The organism is Natrinema sp. H-ect1 (assembly GCF_041821105.1).
GTDB lineage: Archaea > Halobacteriota > Halobacteria > Halobacteriales > Natrialbaceae > Natrinema > Natrinema thermotolerans.
This window is the reverse complement of the sequence record NZ_JBGUBA010000004.1, coordinates 162,004-177,556: the sequence shown is the minus strand read 5'-3', so window position 1 is coordinate 177,556 and position 15,553 is coordinate 162,004. Positions and strand designations below refer to the sequence as shown.

General features: G+C 65.6%; 15 protein-coding genes. 9 read left to right on the top strand and 6 right to left on the bottom strand.

Features of this window, described 5'->3' with window-relative positions; all coding sequences use genetic code 11:
- The first annotated feature begins 117 nt into the window (after positions 1-117).
- Positions 118-273, top strand: coding sequence for a hypothetical protein (locus tag ACERIM_RS12040; RefSeq protein WP_373632810.1), 156 nt, complete (start codon positions 118-120; stop codon positions 271-273).
- Between the two features lie 18 nt (positions 274-291).
- Here the strand turns inward: ACERIM_RS12040 and ACERIM_RS12035 are convergent, their stop codons facing one another.
- The 3 genes from ACERIM_RS12035 to ACERIM_RS12025 all read right to left on the bottom strand — a co-directional run bounded on the left by ACERIM_RS12035 (position 292) and on the right by ACERIM_RS12025 (position 5,554).
- Positions 292-720 carry an adenylyltransferase/cytidyltransferase family protein gene (locus ACERIM_RS12035; protein ID WP_006650782.1) on the bottom strand — a complete coding sequence of 143 codons (429 nt, stop codon included), beginning with the start codon at positions 718-720 and terminating at the stop codon, positions 292-294.
- Between the two features lie 94 nt (positions 721-814).
- A complete protein-coding gene (locus tag ACERIM_RS12030) occupies positions 815-1,309 on the bottom strand; it encodes a Mov34/MPN/PAD-1 family protein (protein ID WP_373632809.1) in 495 nt (164 codons plus the stop codon).
- A 72-nt stretch (positions 1,310-1,381) separates the two neighbouring features.
- The gene (locus ACERIM_RS12025; RefSeq protein ID WP_373632807.1) at positions 1,382-5,554 is read right to left on the bottom strand and encodes a hypothetical protein; all 4,173 of its coding nucleotides are present in this window, start codon (positions 5,552-5,554) and stop codon (positions 1,382-1,384) included.
- A gap of 403 nt (positions 5,555-5,957) precedes the next feature.
- On the opposite strand from ACERIM_RS12025, the gene ACERIM_RS12020 reads away from it, so the two are divergent.
- The 3 genes from ACERIM_RS12020 (at position 5,958) to ACERIM_RS12010 (ending at position 8,819) form a co-directional block, all read left to right on the top strand.
- Entirely contained in the window at positions 5,958-7,865 is a 1,908-nt protein-coding gene (locus ACERIM_RS12020; protein ID WP_373632805.1) for a DHH family phosphoesterase, read from the top strand.
- Positions 7,866-7,962: 97 nt separating this feature from the next.
- The gene (locus ACERIM_RS12015) at positions 7,963-8,253 is read left to right on the top strand and encodes an amphi-Trp domain-containing protein (RefSeq protein ID WP_006650786.1); all 291 of its coding nucleotides are present in this window, start codon (positions 7,963-7,965) and stop codon (positions 8,251-8,253) included.
- 179 nt (positions 8,254-8,432) lie between these two features.
- Positions 8,433-8,819: a MaoC family dehydratase N-terminal domain-containing protein gene (locus tag ACERIM_RS12010; protein ID WP_006650787.1), complete on the top strand. Its 387-nt coding sequence runs from the start codon at positions 8,433-8,435 to the stop codon at positions 8,817-8,819.
- A gap of 78 nt (positions 8,820-8,897) precedes the next feature.
- On the opposite strand, the gene ACERIM_RS12005 is transcribed toward ACERIM_RS12010, so the two are convergent.
- Together ACERIM_RS12005 and ACERIM_RS12000 are read right to left on the bottom strand one after the other, a co-directional pair.
- Positions 8,898-9,026: a hypothetical protein gene (locus tag ACERIM_RS12005; protein ID WP_006180650.1), complete on the bottom strand. Its 129-nt coding sequence runs from the start codon at positions 9,024-9,026 to the stop codon at positions 8,898-8,900.
- A gap of 208 nt (positions 9,027-9,234) precedes the next feature.
- Entirely contained in the window at positions 9,235-9,558 is a 324-nt protein-coding gene (locus ACERIM_RS12000; protein ID WP_373632802.1) for a hypothetical protein, read from the bottom strand.
- Positions 9,559-9,671: 113 nt separating this feature from the next.
- Here ACERIM_RS12000 and ACERIM_RS11995 point away from each other — a divergent pair, with 113 nt between their 5' ends.
- From ACERIM_RS11995 to ACERIM_RS11985, 3 genes are all read left to right on the top strand, one after another.
- Positions 9,672-10,595: an A/G-specific adenine glycosylase gene (locus tag ACERIM_RS11995; protein WP_049966751.1), complete on the top strand. Its 924-nt coding sequence runs from the start codon at positions 9,672-9,674 to the stop codon at positions 10,593-10,595.
- Between the two features lie 368 nt (positions 10,596-10,963).
- Positions 10,964-11,671: a helix-turn-helix domain-containing protein gene (locus tag ACERIM_RS11990; protein ID WP_006650791.1), complete on the top strand. Its 708-nt coding sequence runs from the start codon at positions 10,964-10,966 to the stop codon at positions 11,669-11,671.
- Positions 11,672-12,069: 398 nt separating this feature from the next.
- A complete protein-coding gene (locus ACERIM_RS11985) occupies positions 12,070-12,627 on the top strand; it encodes a hypothetical protein (RefSeq protein WP_373632800.1) in 558 nt (185 codons plus the stop codon).
- A gap of 28 nt (positions 12,628-12,655) precedes the next feature.
- Here ACERIM_RS11985 and ACERIM_RS11980 read toward each other — a convergent pair whose 3' ends face one another.
- Positions 12,656-13,105 carry a hypothetical protein gene (locus ACERIM_RS11980; RefSeq protein ID WP_006650793.1) on the bottom strand — a complete coding sequence of 150 codons (450 nt, stop codon included), beginning with the start codon at positions 13,103-13,105 and terminating at the stop codon, positions 12,656-12,658.
- Positions 13,106-13,283: 178 nt separating this feature from the next.
- Here ACERIM_RS11980 and ACERIM_RS11975 point away from each other — a divergent pair, with 178 nt between their 5' ends.
- Positions 13,284-14,012 (top strand): GNAT family N-acetyltransferase, encoded by a 729-nt coding sequence (locus tag ACERIM_RS11975; RefSeq protein WP_006650794.1) that lies wholly within the window; start codon positions 13,284-13,286, stop codon positions 14,010-14,012.
- Between the two features lie 202 nt (positions 14,013-14,214).
- Positions 14,215-15,396 (top strand): redox-regulated ATPase YchF, encoded by a 1,182-nt coding sequence (locus ACERIM_RS11970; RefSeq protein WP_373632797.1) that lies wholly within the window; start codon positions 14,215-14,217, stop codon positions 15,394-15,396.
- Positions 15,397-15,553 lie beyond the last annotated feature (157 nt).

Here is a 15,553-nt window from a genome sequence, read left to right as displayed (position 1 = left end):
ACCGGCTCGCGGCGTCTCACCGTCCGGGCCGTGTTCGTCCCGACCGCGGGGCGGTCCCTTCGATTTCCTGCACCGCTCTTTCCCGCCCTTGAGACCGAGTACCAGCTAGACTCCCGCATGCGCAAATACTGTCTCGAGTGCGACTGGCAGGTCAGCACCGCCCACGGCTACACCGAAAAAGAGGTGTCCGAAGCGGCGATCGACCACTTCGTCGAGACGGGACATACGGTCGATTCGCTGCGACTCCCGCCGCCCGTGATCCGCCAGAACTGATGCCGTCGGCGTCGCCGCTCAGCCGCGGCGCTCGAGGACCCGATCGATAATCAGCCGGGTCGAGAGCAGTTGCTCGTCGTCGGTCTCTCGGGCGCTCGCACGGCGCACCTCGCAGTCGATCCCCCGCCGCTCGAGTTCGGCTGCGATGGCCTCGTCGTCGTGGTGCTGATCGTGGCCCAGCGCGATCACGTCGGGATCGATTTCCTCGATCGGAACGAAGATGTCCTCCTCGTGGCCGAGCAGGGCCTCGTCGACGGCCTCGAGCGCGCCGACCACGTCCCGGCGCTGGGTCGCCGGACAGATCGGCTTCTCCTTGTGATCGACGTTCGTCTTGCGGGCGACGATCACGTAGAGTTCGTCGCCCATCGCGGCGGCTTCCGCCAGGTAGTGGACGTGGCCGGGATGGATGATGTCGAAGGTCCCCTGCGCGATGACGGTCCGGCTCATGTCTCCCCCGCGGTCGATCCGGCGGTACGTGGTTTCCGTGGCGATCCCGTCGTCGGTCCGGTACGTGGCATCGTCTCGAGCATGGCGAGTCTCGTCATCGCAGTTCCTCGTCGATATCCGCCTGCGTGAAATCGAAGAAGTCCTCGGTCTCGGGCAGGTCGACGTCGATCACGTTCAGCTGGGTCGGTTGGCCCTTCGAATCGAACGCCTTCCAATCGGTCCGGCGGTAGGGCGCGCCGATGATGACGTGAACGCTGCCCCGACCGAAGGTGTCCAGATCGGCGTTACTCGGGCTGATGACGCCGTTCGGATGGGAGTGGATGCTTCCCAACGCCTTCACGTCGTTGGGAATCTGGTTCGTCTTGACCGTCGCGCTGACGCTGTTGGACTCGGTGCCGGGCACCACGAGGATGTCCGTGATGACGAGCCCGTCACGGTCCAGTCCCAGCCGATCGGCCTCGGTCCCCCGGAGAAACCCCATGTACTCGTTCGGGTGGGTCTCCTCGGAGGACTCGAGGGCGAACTCGAGCGTTTCCTCCGCGATGCCGAGGATCTCGCTCGAGCGAAACAGCGCGTCGAACAGCCCCATGATCTACGCTGGGGCCTTGCGGTTGCTAAACGTTCCGATGCGCTGGTTCGGAATCGACCCGACCGACGCCGCCTACTCCTTCCCGTCGGTTGCCGACCGGTCGTCGGCCGCTCGAAGGGCACGACCGAGAGACTCTCTCGAGGTCGCGTTCGCCGGGCCGTCGCCCGTCGACAGTGCGGTCGCGGCCCGCGAGACGGTACGCTCGAGTGTCTCGTCGGAGCGGACGAGTCCCGCCTCGGTCGCCCTCGCGATCGAGTCGTCGACGGCGTCGAGACAGGTCTCCATCGCGAACTCCGTGTCGTGGTCCGTTGCGACTTCGACGATCGCCGCCGCGTAGACCGTTACCAGAAACGTCTCCGGGTCGTCGACGAGCGACCCCGTCGCCCACCCGTGAAGCGTCGAGTCGACGCGGCGACACCACGCGTCGGCTCCGTCGCGGATCGAGGCAGCGACTGCGCGAGCGGAGACGGCGACGAGCACGCTCGAGGGATCGTCGGATGCCGCGTTCGTCGCCATCACCTCCGTCCGCTCGCCGACGGCCGCCAGCCACTCGTCCACGTTCGTCCCGTCGGCGTGTACTCCACCGACCGCCGCGAACGCGTCGCCGTAGATCCGCTCGAGGAGAGTCGTTCGGTCGACATCGAGCCACTCGAGCGCCGACTCCGTCATCACGGTCGCCACTACTTCGCTGACCCCGAACCGGACCGCGTCGCGCTCGGCGTCGGCCGCACGCGCCAGCGCGGTGCCGAATACCGAGACCGCGTAGTCCCGCGGCCGGCACGGATTGTCCGCCGCCGTCGCCGCCGTCTCGATCTGTGACAGCACCGTCTCGACCAGCCGATCGTGCGTCCGTTCGCCGGTATCGGTTCGCGTGAGTACGGCCGCGAGAATCGCCGCGTCCGTGGCTGCGAACGCCTCGAACCACGCCGTCCGGTCTGGTTCGTCGATCGCGTCGCGACGGCTCCGGTACGACTCGACGAGGGACGCGATCCACTCGCGACTGCGGCTGGCGTCGCCCTCGTTCGCCCAGGCCACTGCCGCGTCGCCGTAGACCTCGGTCAGGAACGAGTACGGCTCTTCGACTACCTCCGTCGCCGCGACGGTCAGTCGGTCAGTAATCCCCGTCCACCAGGTATGCTCGCTGCGAGGCGTGACACCGGTCGACGAATCGGCGTCGAACCCCCGCACGTGCGCCGACAGCGCACCGCTGTAAACCGCTGCCAGATACGAGTCGAGCGTCGCTCCGGGCGCGTCTGCGGCCACCCCTCGCGTCACGGTGTCGTCGTACAACTCGAGCCAGTCCGTGAATCCGAGAGCGTCCTCGGAGGGAATCGTCTGGTGGCCGTAGGGGTAGCTCCTGACACCCTCGTGGTTGTCCTGCTCAACGGCGGCGAACGCCGCGAGGGCGTCGGCGTGGAGGGCCGCTCGGCTCTCCCACTCGTCGTCCGAGCGGTCCGACTCGGCGACAGCGTCGACAAGCCGGTCGTAGCCCGCAAACGACAGTTCGGCCCGCTCGAGGTCGCCGTCCGCGACGATGGCGTGAACGGCCTGTCCGTACGCCTCGGAGACGAACGCGTCGGAGTCATCGATGTCCGCGAGCGCGGCGGTTCGGCGCAGACTCCGACCGACCGCCTCGAACCAGGGGCCGACCCGATCCGCTGGACAGTCGTGTTCGAACGCCCATCGTCCGATCGAGCCGACGTAGACCTGTTGTAGCATCGTCGTTTGGACGGCCGGATCGACGATCAGCGTGGCCGATTCCCTGACTCGTGCCTCCAACTCGTTCGTCCACGCCAGCAGTTCCTCGGGAGACCGCTCGAGGCCCGCGATAGCGCCGAGCATGGACGCGAAGCTGCCAGCGAGTACACGTGCCGTCTCCCGGTCGTCGATGTCGTTTGCGTGCTGTCGGACGTGCGACTCGATGGTGGCGAGGGCAGCTTCGGCCGTGGCGGGGTCGTCGCTCTCGCGGGCGATTTCCCCCACCGTTCGTCCGTACACGACGTGAAGCCAATAGTCCGACCCGTCGGTCGGAACGACCTCGTGGAGGGCCTCGTCGACGCACGCGACGGCACCGATGTTCACCCTCGTCTCGTCCCCGGGGAGTGCGAGGTTCCCCAGTGCCGTCGCAAACGCGGTCGCGAACGGTTCCTGGTCGCCGCCGACCGATTCCCGTCCCACCGGAGTCGCGGTCTCGTTCGTGGCGGCGACGGCGTGCTGTGCGATCGCACCGATCCACTCGTCGGTCGTCGGATTCGCGGTCGCGATGGCGGCCATCGCGGTCCCGTAGACCCCGCCGCGAAACCGTATCGCCTCGTCGGAATCGGCGCACCGATTCCGTCCGACATCGCGAACGAGTTCGTCGACGAGGTCGAGCCACGGCGACCCCGCGTTCGGCCGGTGGGTCGTCGCGAACCCGTGGACCGTTTCGGCGACGATCCGACCGAGGAACGCCTCGTCCAAAGCGTTGTCCGGGACGCCAGCAACGGCCGCGAGCGTACTCTGGTCGGCAACTGGCTCGACATCGATGGGGTCGCGGGACGGCGTTTGGGTCTCGTTCCAGTCCATCGCGTCGAGTAGGTCTTCGGCGATCGTCGCTGGGTCTCGATCGGCGGGGACGGCTGGCTCGTCGAGTGAAACGTCGGTGCGGTCTAGCCACGCCTCCCGCTCGTCACAGCCGGCTCGCTCGCAGCTCGCATCGAACCGGTCGCGATTACTGGTATCGCAGATGAGTATCGCGCCCGTACACACGCCCTCGTCGACCCAGTCGACGATCGCTCGAACGCCGTCGTCGCCGACGATTTGGGCCGGTTCTGCCGCGTACGTCGCAACCACGACGGCATCGGGCGTGGCATCGATCCCGCGGCGAACCCGATCGGGCCGTCGGAGATCGGGGAGCATGATCGTCGCCCCCCAGTCGCTCAGTTCCGCGGCGACGCGGGAGGCGAGTCGTCGCTTCCCGCTCGCCTTCGTCCCGGTGAGGACCACGATCCCGCCGTCGAGCGCCTCAAGCAGGGCTGTGGAGTCGACGTCTGACTCCGGGTCCGTTCCCGGTCGATCGGCGCTCCCGTCCGAGCCGTCGGTCCGGTCGGGAAGTTCGTGCGCCGTCGCCGCTGCCCGCAGTTCGTCGAGCCCCTCCGACTGCCAGGCACCGACCAACGGCGACGAACCGTACGTCTCAGGCGATGTCGAGACCGCCTCGAGCGACGAGAACACCGCGTCGATAGTACGGAACGCCCCGACCCGGTCTTCGAGGAAATCGGCGATTGCGGCCTCGTCGTCGGCTCGAGCCGCGAGTCGATCGCGAATCGCGCCCCTCGCGGGTTCGGCCGCGAACGTTCGGAGGAAGCCGACGGTACCCGGCGGGAGGTCGAACGCGGTCTCGAGGGCCTCAGCGGCCGCTGGGAGCGGTCGGCACCGGACGAGCGGCCCAAACCAGTTCGCGTCATCGGCCAGTGCGGCAGCGATAAGCGACGCCGCTGCGGTGACGGGCGGGGCCCGATCGTTGAACCGTCGACCGGGTTTGTCGCCACTCGGTACCAGGGGGCGGCCGATGTCGACGAGTGCGTTGCCGAGTGGCTCGATCGAAACATCTCGGTCCTGAAGCATTCGCCGCACGTCCGCACCGACGAGTACCGGCGTCGATCCGGCGGAAGTCAGCGACAGAAACGCCGCGGGAGTGACCGTTGCGTCGTACCAGCCCAACCGGGCACGGAGTGGGTCGCTCTCGAACCGATACGTTGGATACGCGATCCGCGATCCGAGCTGGGCCCGTCTCTCGTCACCCAGTGGGGACGTTCGCCTCGACGCGACGGCGTCTCGAATCGTTTCGATCGCGTTGGTACCCGCAGCAGGCGGCGTTCTGACCATCAAAACGGTGTCCACCGCCTCGACGAACGCCGCGGACACGTCCGACTCGGACCGGCATAGCCAGTCGAAACTTCGGGGTCGGGTCACGAACGCCGCGCCGCCCGCTCGAGTGAGCAACGATTTCTCGCCGCGTTCGTCACCGTACGTCGACCAGGCTTCGTCGGTCAGATCGCAGATCGCGGTCGCGAAGTCATCGACGATCACCAGTTCGTCATCGTCGACAGCCGCGGCCGCCGGCAGTCGCGTGACGGTGTGTCCGACGGCCGCTACGTGGTGGGACTTGCCGACGCATGGTGCGCCGAGAACGAGGGTTACCTCACCTGACTCGATCGAATCAGACAGTTCAACCGGCCTAATCTCCTGTATATCGGTTTCCATGCGAATACTCTAACCGACGCTACCGACGATCAAACGCGACCTGTCGGTTCCGACGGGATACCTTGTTCATTTTAAACATCCTCATATAAAATACCTGCCGTGATATCGTCGTCTCGCCCCGACGGTACGGGTGGTCCGATCGCGACCGAGAAGCACCGACAGAGCATCGACCGAGGGGCAACCGTGCGCTCCCGGCCACTCGACGTCTCGCGCAGTCGCTCCGCAGGCGGGTTCGACGGCGACGAGCTGGCAGCGCCTCGTCGCCGAGCAGAGCAGCGACGGGCCCGGAACCACTCGGCGCGGACGTACTCGCACCGAACGGCTCTTGGTGCGATCCGCGCCGCGAGTCGCCATCGCTTCTTGACAAGGGTTATACGCGACCACCTCCAAAATCCGACTCAAGATGACGCGTGACTCCGCCGGGGAACCCGGCGCAGACGACGGGGGTTCCGTCGTTTACGATCTCGCTCCCGATTGTACCGCTGACGACGTTGAGACCGGCCGCTCCTATCTCGCCGAAATCAACGGCATCGTCGACTACGGCGTCTTCGTCGATCTCTCCGATTCCGTCTCCGGACTCGTCCACGAATCCGTCCTCGAGGGCACCTACGCCGTCGGCGACGAACTCGTCGTCGAACTCGAGAGCGTCCGCGAGAACGGCGACATGGCCTTCGAGCCGGTCGATGTCGGCGACGACTACGAGACCGAGTCGGTCAGCCGCGACTACTCGCTGACCGGCACCGACGGCCTCGAGGGATCGATCGGCGACCAGGTCCACCTCGAGGGCGAGGTGACCCAGGTCAAACAGACCGGCGGCCCGACGATCTTCCACGTCGCCGACGAGAACGGCGTCGTCCCCTGTGCCGCCTTCGAGGAGGCCGGCGTCCGCGCCTATCCCTCGATCGAGGTCGGCGACGTCGTCCGCGTCACCGGCACGCCGGAACACCGCGAGGGCTCGGTCCAGATCGAGGTCGAGGGGCTCTCGACGCTCGAGGGCGAGGACGCCGAGGAGGCGCGCGACCGCCTCGAGGCGGCCCTCGAGGAACGGGCCGAACCCCACGACGTCGAGCCGCTGATCGACTGGCCGGCCTTCGAAAAGCTCCGCGAGGACCTCGAGGAAGTCGCGCGACTGCTGCGCCGGACCGTCCTCGAGGGGCGCCCGATCCGGGTCCGTCACCACGCCGACGGCGACGGGATGTGCGCCGCCGTCCCCGTCCAGATCGCGCTGCAGCGCTTTATCGCCGATGTCCACGAGGACGCGGACGCGCCGCGTCATCTCATCAAGCGGCTGCCGGCGAAAGCGCCGTTCTACGAGATGGAAGACGCCACGCGGGACCTGAACTTCGCCCTGGAGGACCGCGAGAAACACGGCCAGCAGCTTCCCCTCCTGTTGATGCTTGACAACGGCTCGACGGCCGAGGACGTCCCGGCCTACGAGACGCTGGCCCACTACGACATCCCGATCGTCGCCGTCGACCACCACCACCCCGATCCCGACGCGGTCGGCGACCTGCTCGACGCCCACGTCAATCCCTATCTCCACGACGAGGACTACCGGATCACCACCGGGATGCTCTGTGTCGAACTCGCGCGGATGATCTATCCCGAACTCGGCGAGGAACTCCGCCACGTCCCCGCCGTCGCCGGCCTCTCGGACCGCTCGAAGGCCGACGCGATGGACGACTACCTCGAACTGGCCGCCGAAGAAGGCTACGACGAGAACCGACTGCAAGACCTCAGCGAGGCGCTCGACTACGCCGCCTTCTGGCTGCGGTATAACTCCGGCGACCAGCTGATTCAGGACCTGCTGCAGGTCGACAGCGACGACGAGGATCGCCACCGCGAACTCGTCGAGTTCTTCGCCGACCGCGGCCGCGAGGAGGTCGACGAGCAACTCGAGGCCGCCATGCCCCACCTCGAACACGAGACCCTCGAGAACGGCGCGCACCTCTATCGGATCGACGTCGAGAACTACGCCCACCGCTTTACCTACCCCGCGCCGGGCAAGACCACCGGCGAGATCCACGACCGCAAGATCGAGGAGACCGGCGATCCGGTGATCACGGTCGGCTACGGGCCCGACTTCGCCGTGCTTCGCAGTGACGGCGTCCGGCTGGACATCCCGACCATGGTATCGGAACTGGAAGCCGAGATTGCGGGCGGCGGCGTCTCCGGCGGCGGCCACCTCGTCGTCGGCTCGATCAAGTTCGTCAGCGGCAAGCGCGAGGAAGTGATCGACGCCTTGGTCGAGAAGATGGCCGAGGCCGACATCGACGAGGCGCTCTCGAGCGCGGCCCCGATCGACGACTGACGGCTCCGACGGTCGCAGGAGCCACTCTTCAGTCCAGTAGAACTTGCGGTACGTACGGCGAATACATTTATCGGGACGGGAAGTGTAGCGATGCTGTATGCCCGAAGAAGTCCTGTTCAAATCGGAGAGCGACCAGAGCCGAGCGGACATCGCGTCGTATCTCCGGCGTGTTGCTGACAAGCTCGAACGAGGGGATGCAATCACGCTCAAGTCCGGTTCCGAGTCCGTGACGATGGAGCCGCCGGCCCGACCGACGTTCGAGGTCAAAGCCGAACGCGAGGGGCCAACGAGCGGGCCCGGTGAGTTGAGTGTCGAGTTCGAACTCGAATGGAACGAGGACGGCAACGAGGGGGACGGCGGGAGCGGCGGCCAGTTGGAAATCGAGTGAGCGATTAGCAGACGGAGTTCCCGAGAGAGTTGCCGAGATCGGAGCGGACACGAACGGCCGATACGATCCGGATTCCGCGCGTGACTCGAGCGATCGAGGACCGTGGCGAAACGGTCGCAGCCGACGCGTCGTCCCGGCACCGCTATTTTGTTGTAGTTTCAACGCGGAGATCAGTTCCGATGACGCACCCAACCGAGGGCGAGACGAGGACGTTCGAGCGAACGTTCACGGTCGACGACGTACAGCGGTTCGCGGACCTCACCGGTGACGACCAACCGCGCCACACCGAGCCGGACGACGATGGACGAGTGATGGTCCAGGGGTTGTTGACCGCGACGCTGCCAACGAAACTCGGGAGCGATAACGAAGTGTTGGCCAGTACGATGGAGTTTAACTTCCACCAGCCGGTCTACACCGGCGAACCGATCACGTGTCGTTCGACGTTCGACACCGTTAGAGAACGAGATGACCGGTACGAATTCGTCTCGGACGTCGTCTGTGAGAACGCGGCCGGTGAGACCGTCCTGACCGCGGAGACTGAAGGCCTCATTTGGAAAGACGAGTAACGCAAGCGAGAAACGAGCGCATCGAGTGGTGACCGGGCGTTCGGGTATCGATTCGACGACGACACTGTACTGGACCGATCAGTCGGCACCGTGACGCGGCGTGTAGCCACAGTCGTCACAGACCAGTGACTCGTACCGAGCCGCGAGCGGTCCCGAACAATCGGGACACTGATAGTCAATTTCGAGTGAACGTTGGGTTACTGCCATACTCGAGGCGAAGACCTGGACGGATATAAACTCGGCTATCATGGCGATAGGATAATGCAGTAATTCTAGAAATCCGCCGATAGTAGCCGCTGAAACGATTGACACACTGATCGCAACGCTGTCGTGTGATCAGGTGCGCAGTGACTGTCGGTGGCTACTAGAGGACGACGGAAATCGGATCGACACTGAGCGGGACGGCCGTGAGTCGTCAGAACTGATAGCGGCGTTCGTCGTCCATCGAGGGATACTGGTCCGCACCAGTCATCTCCTCGAAGGTCATCCCCGAGAGGTACTCGTCGTAGGTCACGTCGTAGGCCGTCCGCAGCTGGAAGTCGAGTTTCCCGGTGTCGACGGTCGACTGAAAGAGCATGTGGATCGCCCGCCGGACGAGTTCGTCCGTCTCCTCGGGCTCGAGGGCCGTCTCGAGCAAGGCGAGTTCGTTGCGCGTCTCGCGGTCCAGCGAGAGCGCAAGCTCGTCGCCGATGTCGGTGTAGGTGGTCGTTACGTCGTCGTTGAGATCGTCGAGGCTCATACCCGTGCGGACTCGAGCGGGCCGGATAGGCCTTTCCAGTTCGAGTCGGACTACGTCGCCGGGGGCCGCCCCATTGCGACACTGACTTACAGCCGACGGCGTAACCCCAGCCGATGACAGCAGGGGACGGGGCGCAGCTACCCGACGACCGCGAGGCCGTTCGCGAGGCGCTGATCGCGTGGTACGAGGACGACCATCGGGAGTTCCCGTGGCGGCGGACCGACGACCCCTATGAAATCCTCGTCAGCGAAGTGATGAGCCAGCAGACCCAGCTCGGTCGGGTCGTCGAGGCCTGGGAGGGGTTCCTCGAGCGCTGGCCGACGACCGCCGCCCTCGCGGCGGCCGACCGGGCGGACGTGGTTGGCTTCTGGACGGACCACAGTCTGGGCTACAACAACCGGGCCAAGTACCTCCACGAGGCGGCTCGGCAGGTCGAGGAGGAGTACGACGGCGACTTTCCGGAGACCCCCGCGGAGCTACAGGAACTGATGGGCGTCGGTCCGTACACGGCCAACGCGGTCGCGAGCTTCGCGTTCAACAACGGGGACGCGGTCGTCGACACCAACGTCAAGCGAGTTCTCTACCGCGCGTTCGACGTGCCCGACGACGACGCGGTCTTCGAGGACGCGGCGAACGATCTCATGCCCGACGGCGAGTCGCGAGTCTGGAACAACGCGATCATGGAACTGGGCGGGGTCGCCTGCGAACAGACGCCCTCGTGTGACGAAGCCGGTTGTCCGTGGCGCGAATGGTGTTCGGCCTACGCCAGCGGCGACTTCACCGCCCCCGACGTCCCGACCCAGCCGAGTTTCGAGGGGAGCCGCCGGCAGTTCCGCGGTCGCGTGATCGGCACCCTCCGCGAACACGGCGAACTCGAGATCGATACGCTCGGCCACCGCATCCGCGTCGACTACGTCCCCGACGGCGAGTACGGCCGTGAGTGGCTGACCGGCCTGCTCGAGGACCTCGAGGCCGACGGGCTGGTCGAGTTCGACCGCGACGGTGCGGACGGACCCGTCGCTCGGCTGCGACGGTAGTTACGTGCCGATCGTGTGGAGAAATCAGCGAGAACGGCGGCGACGGAGCGCCGTGGTTTCGTATTCCCTGTCAGCCAAATATCGGTTCTTGGCCACCTAGAAGGAAGACACGGAGGGACTTGTACTTGACCGGAAATTACAGGAATTGAGAACGCACCGATGTCGTTTCGTCTCTTCGTAGAGAGTCGCACCCCGACGATAGTGTTAAAATTAGTACACTAATGGGCGGTAGTCTCTCATAGAACGGTCACACCCCGCATATCGTCCCGGCTGAAATTGGATTCGACATGACAGTCATCCGATTTGGGTGGCGGGAAAGGCTACCGGTAGCGAAATCCGTCTATACGTCTTCGTGGTGGGGTTCGGTGATGACCACAGTCGTCGAACTCGAGATTCCGGCAGCGCGACTCGGCTTTGACCGGACCTTCGATCGGGTATCGACGTTCGAGTTTCAGGTCGGGGGGATGATCGGTGACTCGCCGCCGCTGATCTGGGCCGGCGGTCCGGATCGGGACGCCGTCGCCCGGGCGCTCGAGGCCGATCCGTCGGTCGACGTAATCGCCAGTCTCGGCGACGGCGGGGAGTCGCCGACCGGCGCGTCCGACGGCGCCGGGACGGACGTCGGCCCGGGCGATCGCTGGCTGTTCAGGACCGAGTTCGGGGACGCGGCGAAACTGTTTACCGAGATCGTGACCGACAACGACGGCGCGATCCTGACCGCTCGGGGACGGAACGGTCGGTGGCTGGTGAAACTGCTCTTTCACGATCGGGAGTCGGTGTCGGCGTGTCACGACCTGCTCGAGCAATACGAATACCGGGCGACCGTCACCCGGATCAGCGGCGTCGACGACCTCGCGAGCGCACAGACACCCCTGACCGAAACCCAGTACGAGACGATCTGCAAGGCCCACGAACTGGGGTATTTCGACGTGCCGAGGGGGGTGACGCTCAAGGAGTTGGCGGCCGAACTCGACGTCTCCCATCAGGCGTTGTCCGAACGACTCCGCCGAAGCCACGCGGCTCTGGTCAGTGCCGAACTCTCCGAGCGGACCGCACCGATGGCGATCGACCCCTGAGTCCGCCGGGCCTCGGTCGACACGCTAGCAGTTTTCCCGCACCTCTGCGCTCGTAGGTTCCTGGGTGGAACATATCTCGCCAAGTAATACCCAATACGTCCTCTTTCTATCGGCAGACAATGACGTTCTTGTTCCAATAGATAGATTTATTGCCCGATGGCCCAATGAGGGTTATGTCGGCGAGACGCCGACCGCCCGACGACCGACCGTCGCTGTGAGCGCCGGTGGATCACCCGTACTCAATCACGATTCGCGGTCATTCGTGGCTGTATGACCGCGTTGCTGTCGGCCGCTCCGGGTCGTTCACGACCCGAGCGTTCGCTTTTGCCGTCAATCACCGAGACACACCGTCGAGGTCAGTATGTTTATCCGTCCGCCTGGTATACAATCACACGAACGTGATCGATCGCGGCCGGACCGACGACCCCGGTGATGCCGCCCGAGACGCGGACGGAGGGGCGATCCCCGCCGAACTGTCACTGGACGACGTCCATCACCTCCTCCAGACGAAGCGCCGGCGGGACGTCCTGCGATACCTGCGGGACGCCGAGGGACCGGTCCGACTACGCGAGCTCGCCGAACAGGTCGCCGCCTGGGAACAGGAGACGACCGTCGAGGAACTCCGATCCGATGAACGCCAGCGCGTCTACATCTCGCTGTACCAATCCCACCTGCCGAAACTCGACAATCACGGGATCATCGAGTACGACAAGGATCGCGGCCGGGTCGACTCGACGCTGCGGACCGGTCAGCTCGAGCCGTATCTCGAGGGACCGACCGAAACGGACTCGAGCGACCCGTGGCCCCGTCGGTACGGGGCGACCGTCGGGCTCGGTACTGTGTTCCTCGGCGCGGTGGCGGCCGGGCTCGCTCCGATCGACGGGCTCGTCGCCGCGGGACTCGTTTTGGGTTCGTTCGCAGCCGTAACGTCCGTACACGCGTGGACCGACTCGTAGAGCGACGGGAACGACCCGGCGACGACCGTCAGTCGGCGCGGGAGTGGGCCGTTCCGGTCCGCTCTCGGGACCGCTCGAGGAGTCGGCCGGCGTGAAAGGCGACCGAGAAGTCCTGCGGACTGGGCAGGGCACAGGCGAGCCACCCGATCGCCGCCGCGGCGACGACCGGCGTCTCCGTGGTCAGGTGGCCGGACAGTCCCAGTCCGAAGACGGGCACGGCGAGCAAGGCGGGCGCGAGCGCCGCGAGGCGGAGTGCCCAGGGCGGTTCGGTACCGGTCGGTCGGGGGTGGACGGCGGCCCACGGCCGTGTCGTGACCAGTGCGACGAGGCCGTCGGCACGACCGGGAAAGTAGGAGACGGCGTACTCGACGCGTGCGAGCCGCAGAACCGCGGCGTGTGACCATTCGTGGGCGACCAGTCCGACCGCTACCGCGATCGCGAGGGCCGATCCAGCAACCACCACGTCCGATCCGATCATGGGGAACGCGCGACACGTCTGCCGCCGGGAACCGGGCGGCGATCGTCTCACGCGATCGGACCGATGGACTCCCGGTGCAAGGGGGGCCGGCTGTACCAGTTGCCGGCTTAAGGTCACGCCGGGGACCGGTCGTATCCGCCAGGCAAGGATTAAGTATTGGTTCGTGGTAGCGAGTGCCATGGCCACTGAGACACTCGAGTTCGGTCACGAGGACCGCAAACGGATCTACGAGTACGTCGAGCGACACGGTGCGGTCGATCCCGACGACACACGGGAACGGTTGGGGATCGATCCGAGCGGGTTCCGACACCACGTCGCGATCCTCAAACGCGACGGGCGACTCGAGAAAGGCGACGGCAAACTCCGGGTGACGATCGACGCCGGTGCCGAGGAGGAGTACGTCTCGGCGGACCTCGAGTTCCACATCCGACCCGCCCGCCAGGAGGACCTGACGGGGATCGTCGGCGCGATCCGGCAAGTTGCCGAGGAACGAACCTACATCGAGGCCGAGAGCGTCGCCGACGAGATCGATCACGAGGAGGCCCTGCTCCGCCACAACGAACTCGAGTCGCGGATGTTCTTCGTCGCCACCGTCGAGGACGACGTCGTCGGCTGGGTCCACCTCTATGCGCCCGAAATCGACAAGTTGAGCCACACCGCCGAACTCACCGTCGGCGTCTTGGAGGAGTACCGTGGCCACGGCATTGGCTCGCATCTCCTCTCCCGAGGGCTCGAGTGGGCCGGTTCGAACGGCTACGAGAAGCTCTACCAGAGCGTTCCCTCGACCAACGAGGGGGCGATCGCCTTCCTCGAGGGTCACGGCTGGGAGACGGAAGCCGTCCGCGAGGACCACTACAAACTCAACGGCCACTACGTCGACGAGGTGATGATGGCTGTCGAACTCTGAGTTGACAGCCCGATTTATCTGACCGCCCCCGGAACGGGGTAGAACGCACGACGTGCCCCCACGCGGTTCGAGTACGGGGGACGAGGGGAATCGACCGCCGTACGCGACGTATCCGCCGCTTCCGCCGGCCCGACCGACGCGAGCGACCGCCGAGGTCGGTCGAATCGAAAGACAATTCCTCCGGACGGCGCTATCGGGAGGCATGCTTTCGATCGCGCTTGCCGGGAAACCGAACGCCGGCAAGTCCACGTTCTACACCGCGGCGACGATGGCGGAGGTCGACGTCGCCAACTATCCGTTCACGACGATCGACGCCAACCGCGGGGTGAGCTACGTCCGGACCGAGTGTCCCTGCCTCGAGCGCGAGGACCGTTGTAACGCCGAGAACTGCGAGGACGGCAAGCGCTACGTGCCGATCGAACTGCTGGACGTCGCGGGGCTGGTCCCCGGCGCTCACGAGGGGAAGGGACTGGGCAATCAGTTCCTCGACGAACTGACGAACGCGGACGTAATCGTCAACGTCGTCGACGCCTCCGGCGGCACCAACGAGAAGGGCGAACCGGTCGATATCGGCGACCACGACCCGCTCGAGGACATCGACTTCATCGAGGAGGAGATGGATCTCTGGCTGGCCGGCATCGTCGACCGCAACTGGGAGTCCGTCGAGCGCAAATCGCGCTCCCCGGACTTCGACATCGACGACGCGCTGGCGGACATGCTCTCGGGCTTCGGTGCCTCTCCCAAGCAGATCGCGACGGTCCTGCGGGAACTGGACTATCCCGACGACCCGATCCAGTGGGACGACGACCACCGCGAGGAACTCGCACGACTGGTCCGCGAGCGAACGAAACCGATCGTCGTCGCGGCCAACAAGATCGACGTCGCACCCGAGGAGAACGTCGAGCGCCTGCTGGACCTGGACAAGCCCGTGATCCCGACCACGGCGGAGGGCGAACTCGCCTTGCGCCGGGCCGCCGAGAACGGGCTGGTCGACTACGATCCCGGCGACGAGACGCTCGAGGTCGGCGACGACGTCAACGACGCCCAGCGCGAGGCCCTCGAGGGACTGGCAGACACCATGACCGAGTGGGGCGGCACCGGCGTGCAGGCGGCGCTCGATCACGCCGTCTACGACCTGCTCGATCACCTCACCGCCTACCCGGTCGAGGACGCCTCGAAGTGGTCCGACGGCAGCGGCAACGTCCTCCCCGACGCCTTCCTCCTGCCCGAGGGCTCGACCCCGGTCGACCTCGCCTACAGCGTCCACTCCGACATCGGCGACGGCTACCTCCATGCCGTGAACGCGAAATCGAACCGCGAGATCAGCGAGGAGTACGAACTTGAGGAGGGCGACGTGATCAAGATCGTGAGTACAAATTCTTAAACCCGCAAACTGAGAACTGATTCAAATACCGATGAGGATCACTTCCACCAATATTATTTTATTTTGTCTTCATAATTCGATATATATACTGGAATTTGACACTGGTAGATTGAGGGTGAACTGAGCGAGGTTCTGCAAGGAAAGTGGGAGCATGCTG

What these genes read in the sequence shown, in the direction of transcription:
- ACERIM_RS12040 (WP_373632810.1), top strand. Translation starts at nt 118, where the DNA reads ATGCGCAAATACTGTCTCGAGTGCGACTGGCAGGTCAGCACCGCCCAC.
- ACERIM_RS12035 (WP_006650782.1), bottom strand. Translation starts at nt 720, where the DNA reads ATGAGCCGGACCGTCATCGCGCAGGGGACCTTCGACATCATCCATCCC.
- ACERIM_RS12030 (WP_373632809.1), bottom strand. Translation starts at nt 1,309, where the DNA reads ATGGGGCTGTTCGACGCGCTGTTTCGCTCGAGCGAGATCCTCGGCATC.
- ACERIM_RS12025 (WP_373632807.1), bottom strand. Translation starts at nt 5,554, where the DNA reads ATGGAAACCGATATACAGGAGATTAGGCCGGTTGAACTGTCTGATTCG.
- ACERIM_RS12020 (WP_373632805.1), top strand. Translation starts at nt 5,958, where the DNA reads ATGACGCGTGACTCCGCCGGGGAACCCGGCGCAGACGACGGGGGTTCC.
- ACERIM_RS12015 (WP_006650786.1), top strand. Translation starts at nt 7,963, where the DNA reads ATGCCCGAAGAAGTCCTGTTCAAATCGGAGAGCGACCAGAGCCGAGCG.
- ACERIM_RS12010 (WP_006650787.1), top strand. Translation starts at nt 8,433, where the DNA reads ATGACGCACCCAACCGAGGGCGAGACGAGGACGTTCGAGCGAACGTTC.
- ACERIM_RS12005 (WP_006180650.1), bottom strand. Translation starts at nt 9,026, where the DNA reads ATGGCAGTAACCCAACGTTCACTCGAAATTGACTATCAGTGTCCCGAT.
- ACERIM_RS12000 (WP_373632802.1), bottom strand. Translation starts at nt 9,558, where the DNA reads ATGAGCCTCGACGATCTCAACGACGACGTAACGACCACCTACACCGAC.
- ACERIM_RS11995 (WP_049966751.1), top strand. Translation starts at nt 9,672, where the DNA reads ATGACAGCAGGGGACGGGGCGCAGCTACCCGACGACCGCGAGGCCGTT.
- ACERIM_RS11990 (WP_006650791.1), top strand. Translation starts at nt 10,964, where the DNA reads ATGACCACAGTCGTCGAACTCGAGATTCCGGCAGCGCGACTCGGCTTT.
- ACERIM_RS11980 (WP_006650793.1), bottom strand. Translation starts at nt 13,105, where the DNA reads ATGATCGGATCGGACGTGGTGGTTGCTGGATCGGCCCTCGCGATCGCG.
- ACERIM_RS11975 (WP_006650794.1), top strand. Translation starts at nt 13,284, where the DNA reads ATGGCCACTGAGACACTCGAGTTCGGTCACGAGGACCGCAAACGGATC.
- ACERIM_RS11970 (WP_373632797.1), top strand. Translation starts at nt 14,215, where the DNA reads ATGCTTTCGATCGCGCTTGCCGGGAAACCGAACGCCGGCAAGTCCACG.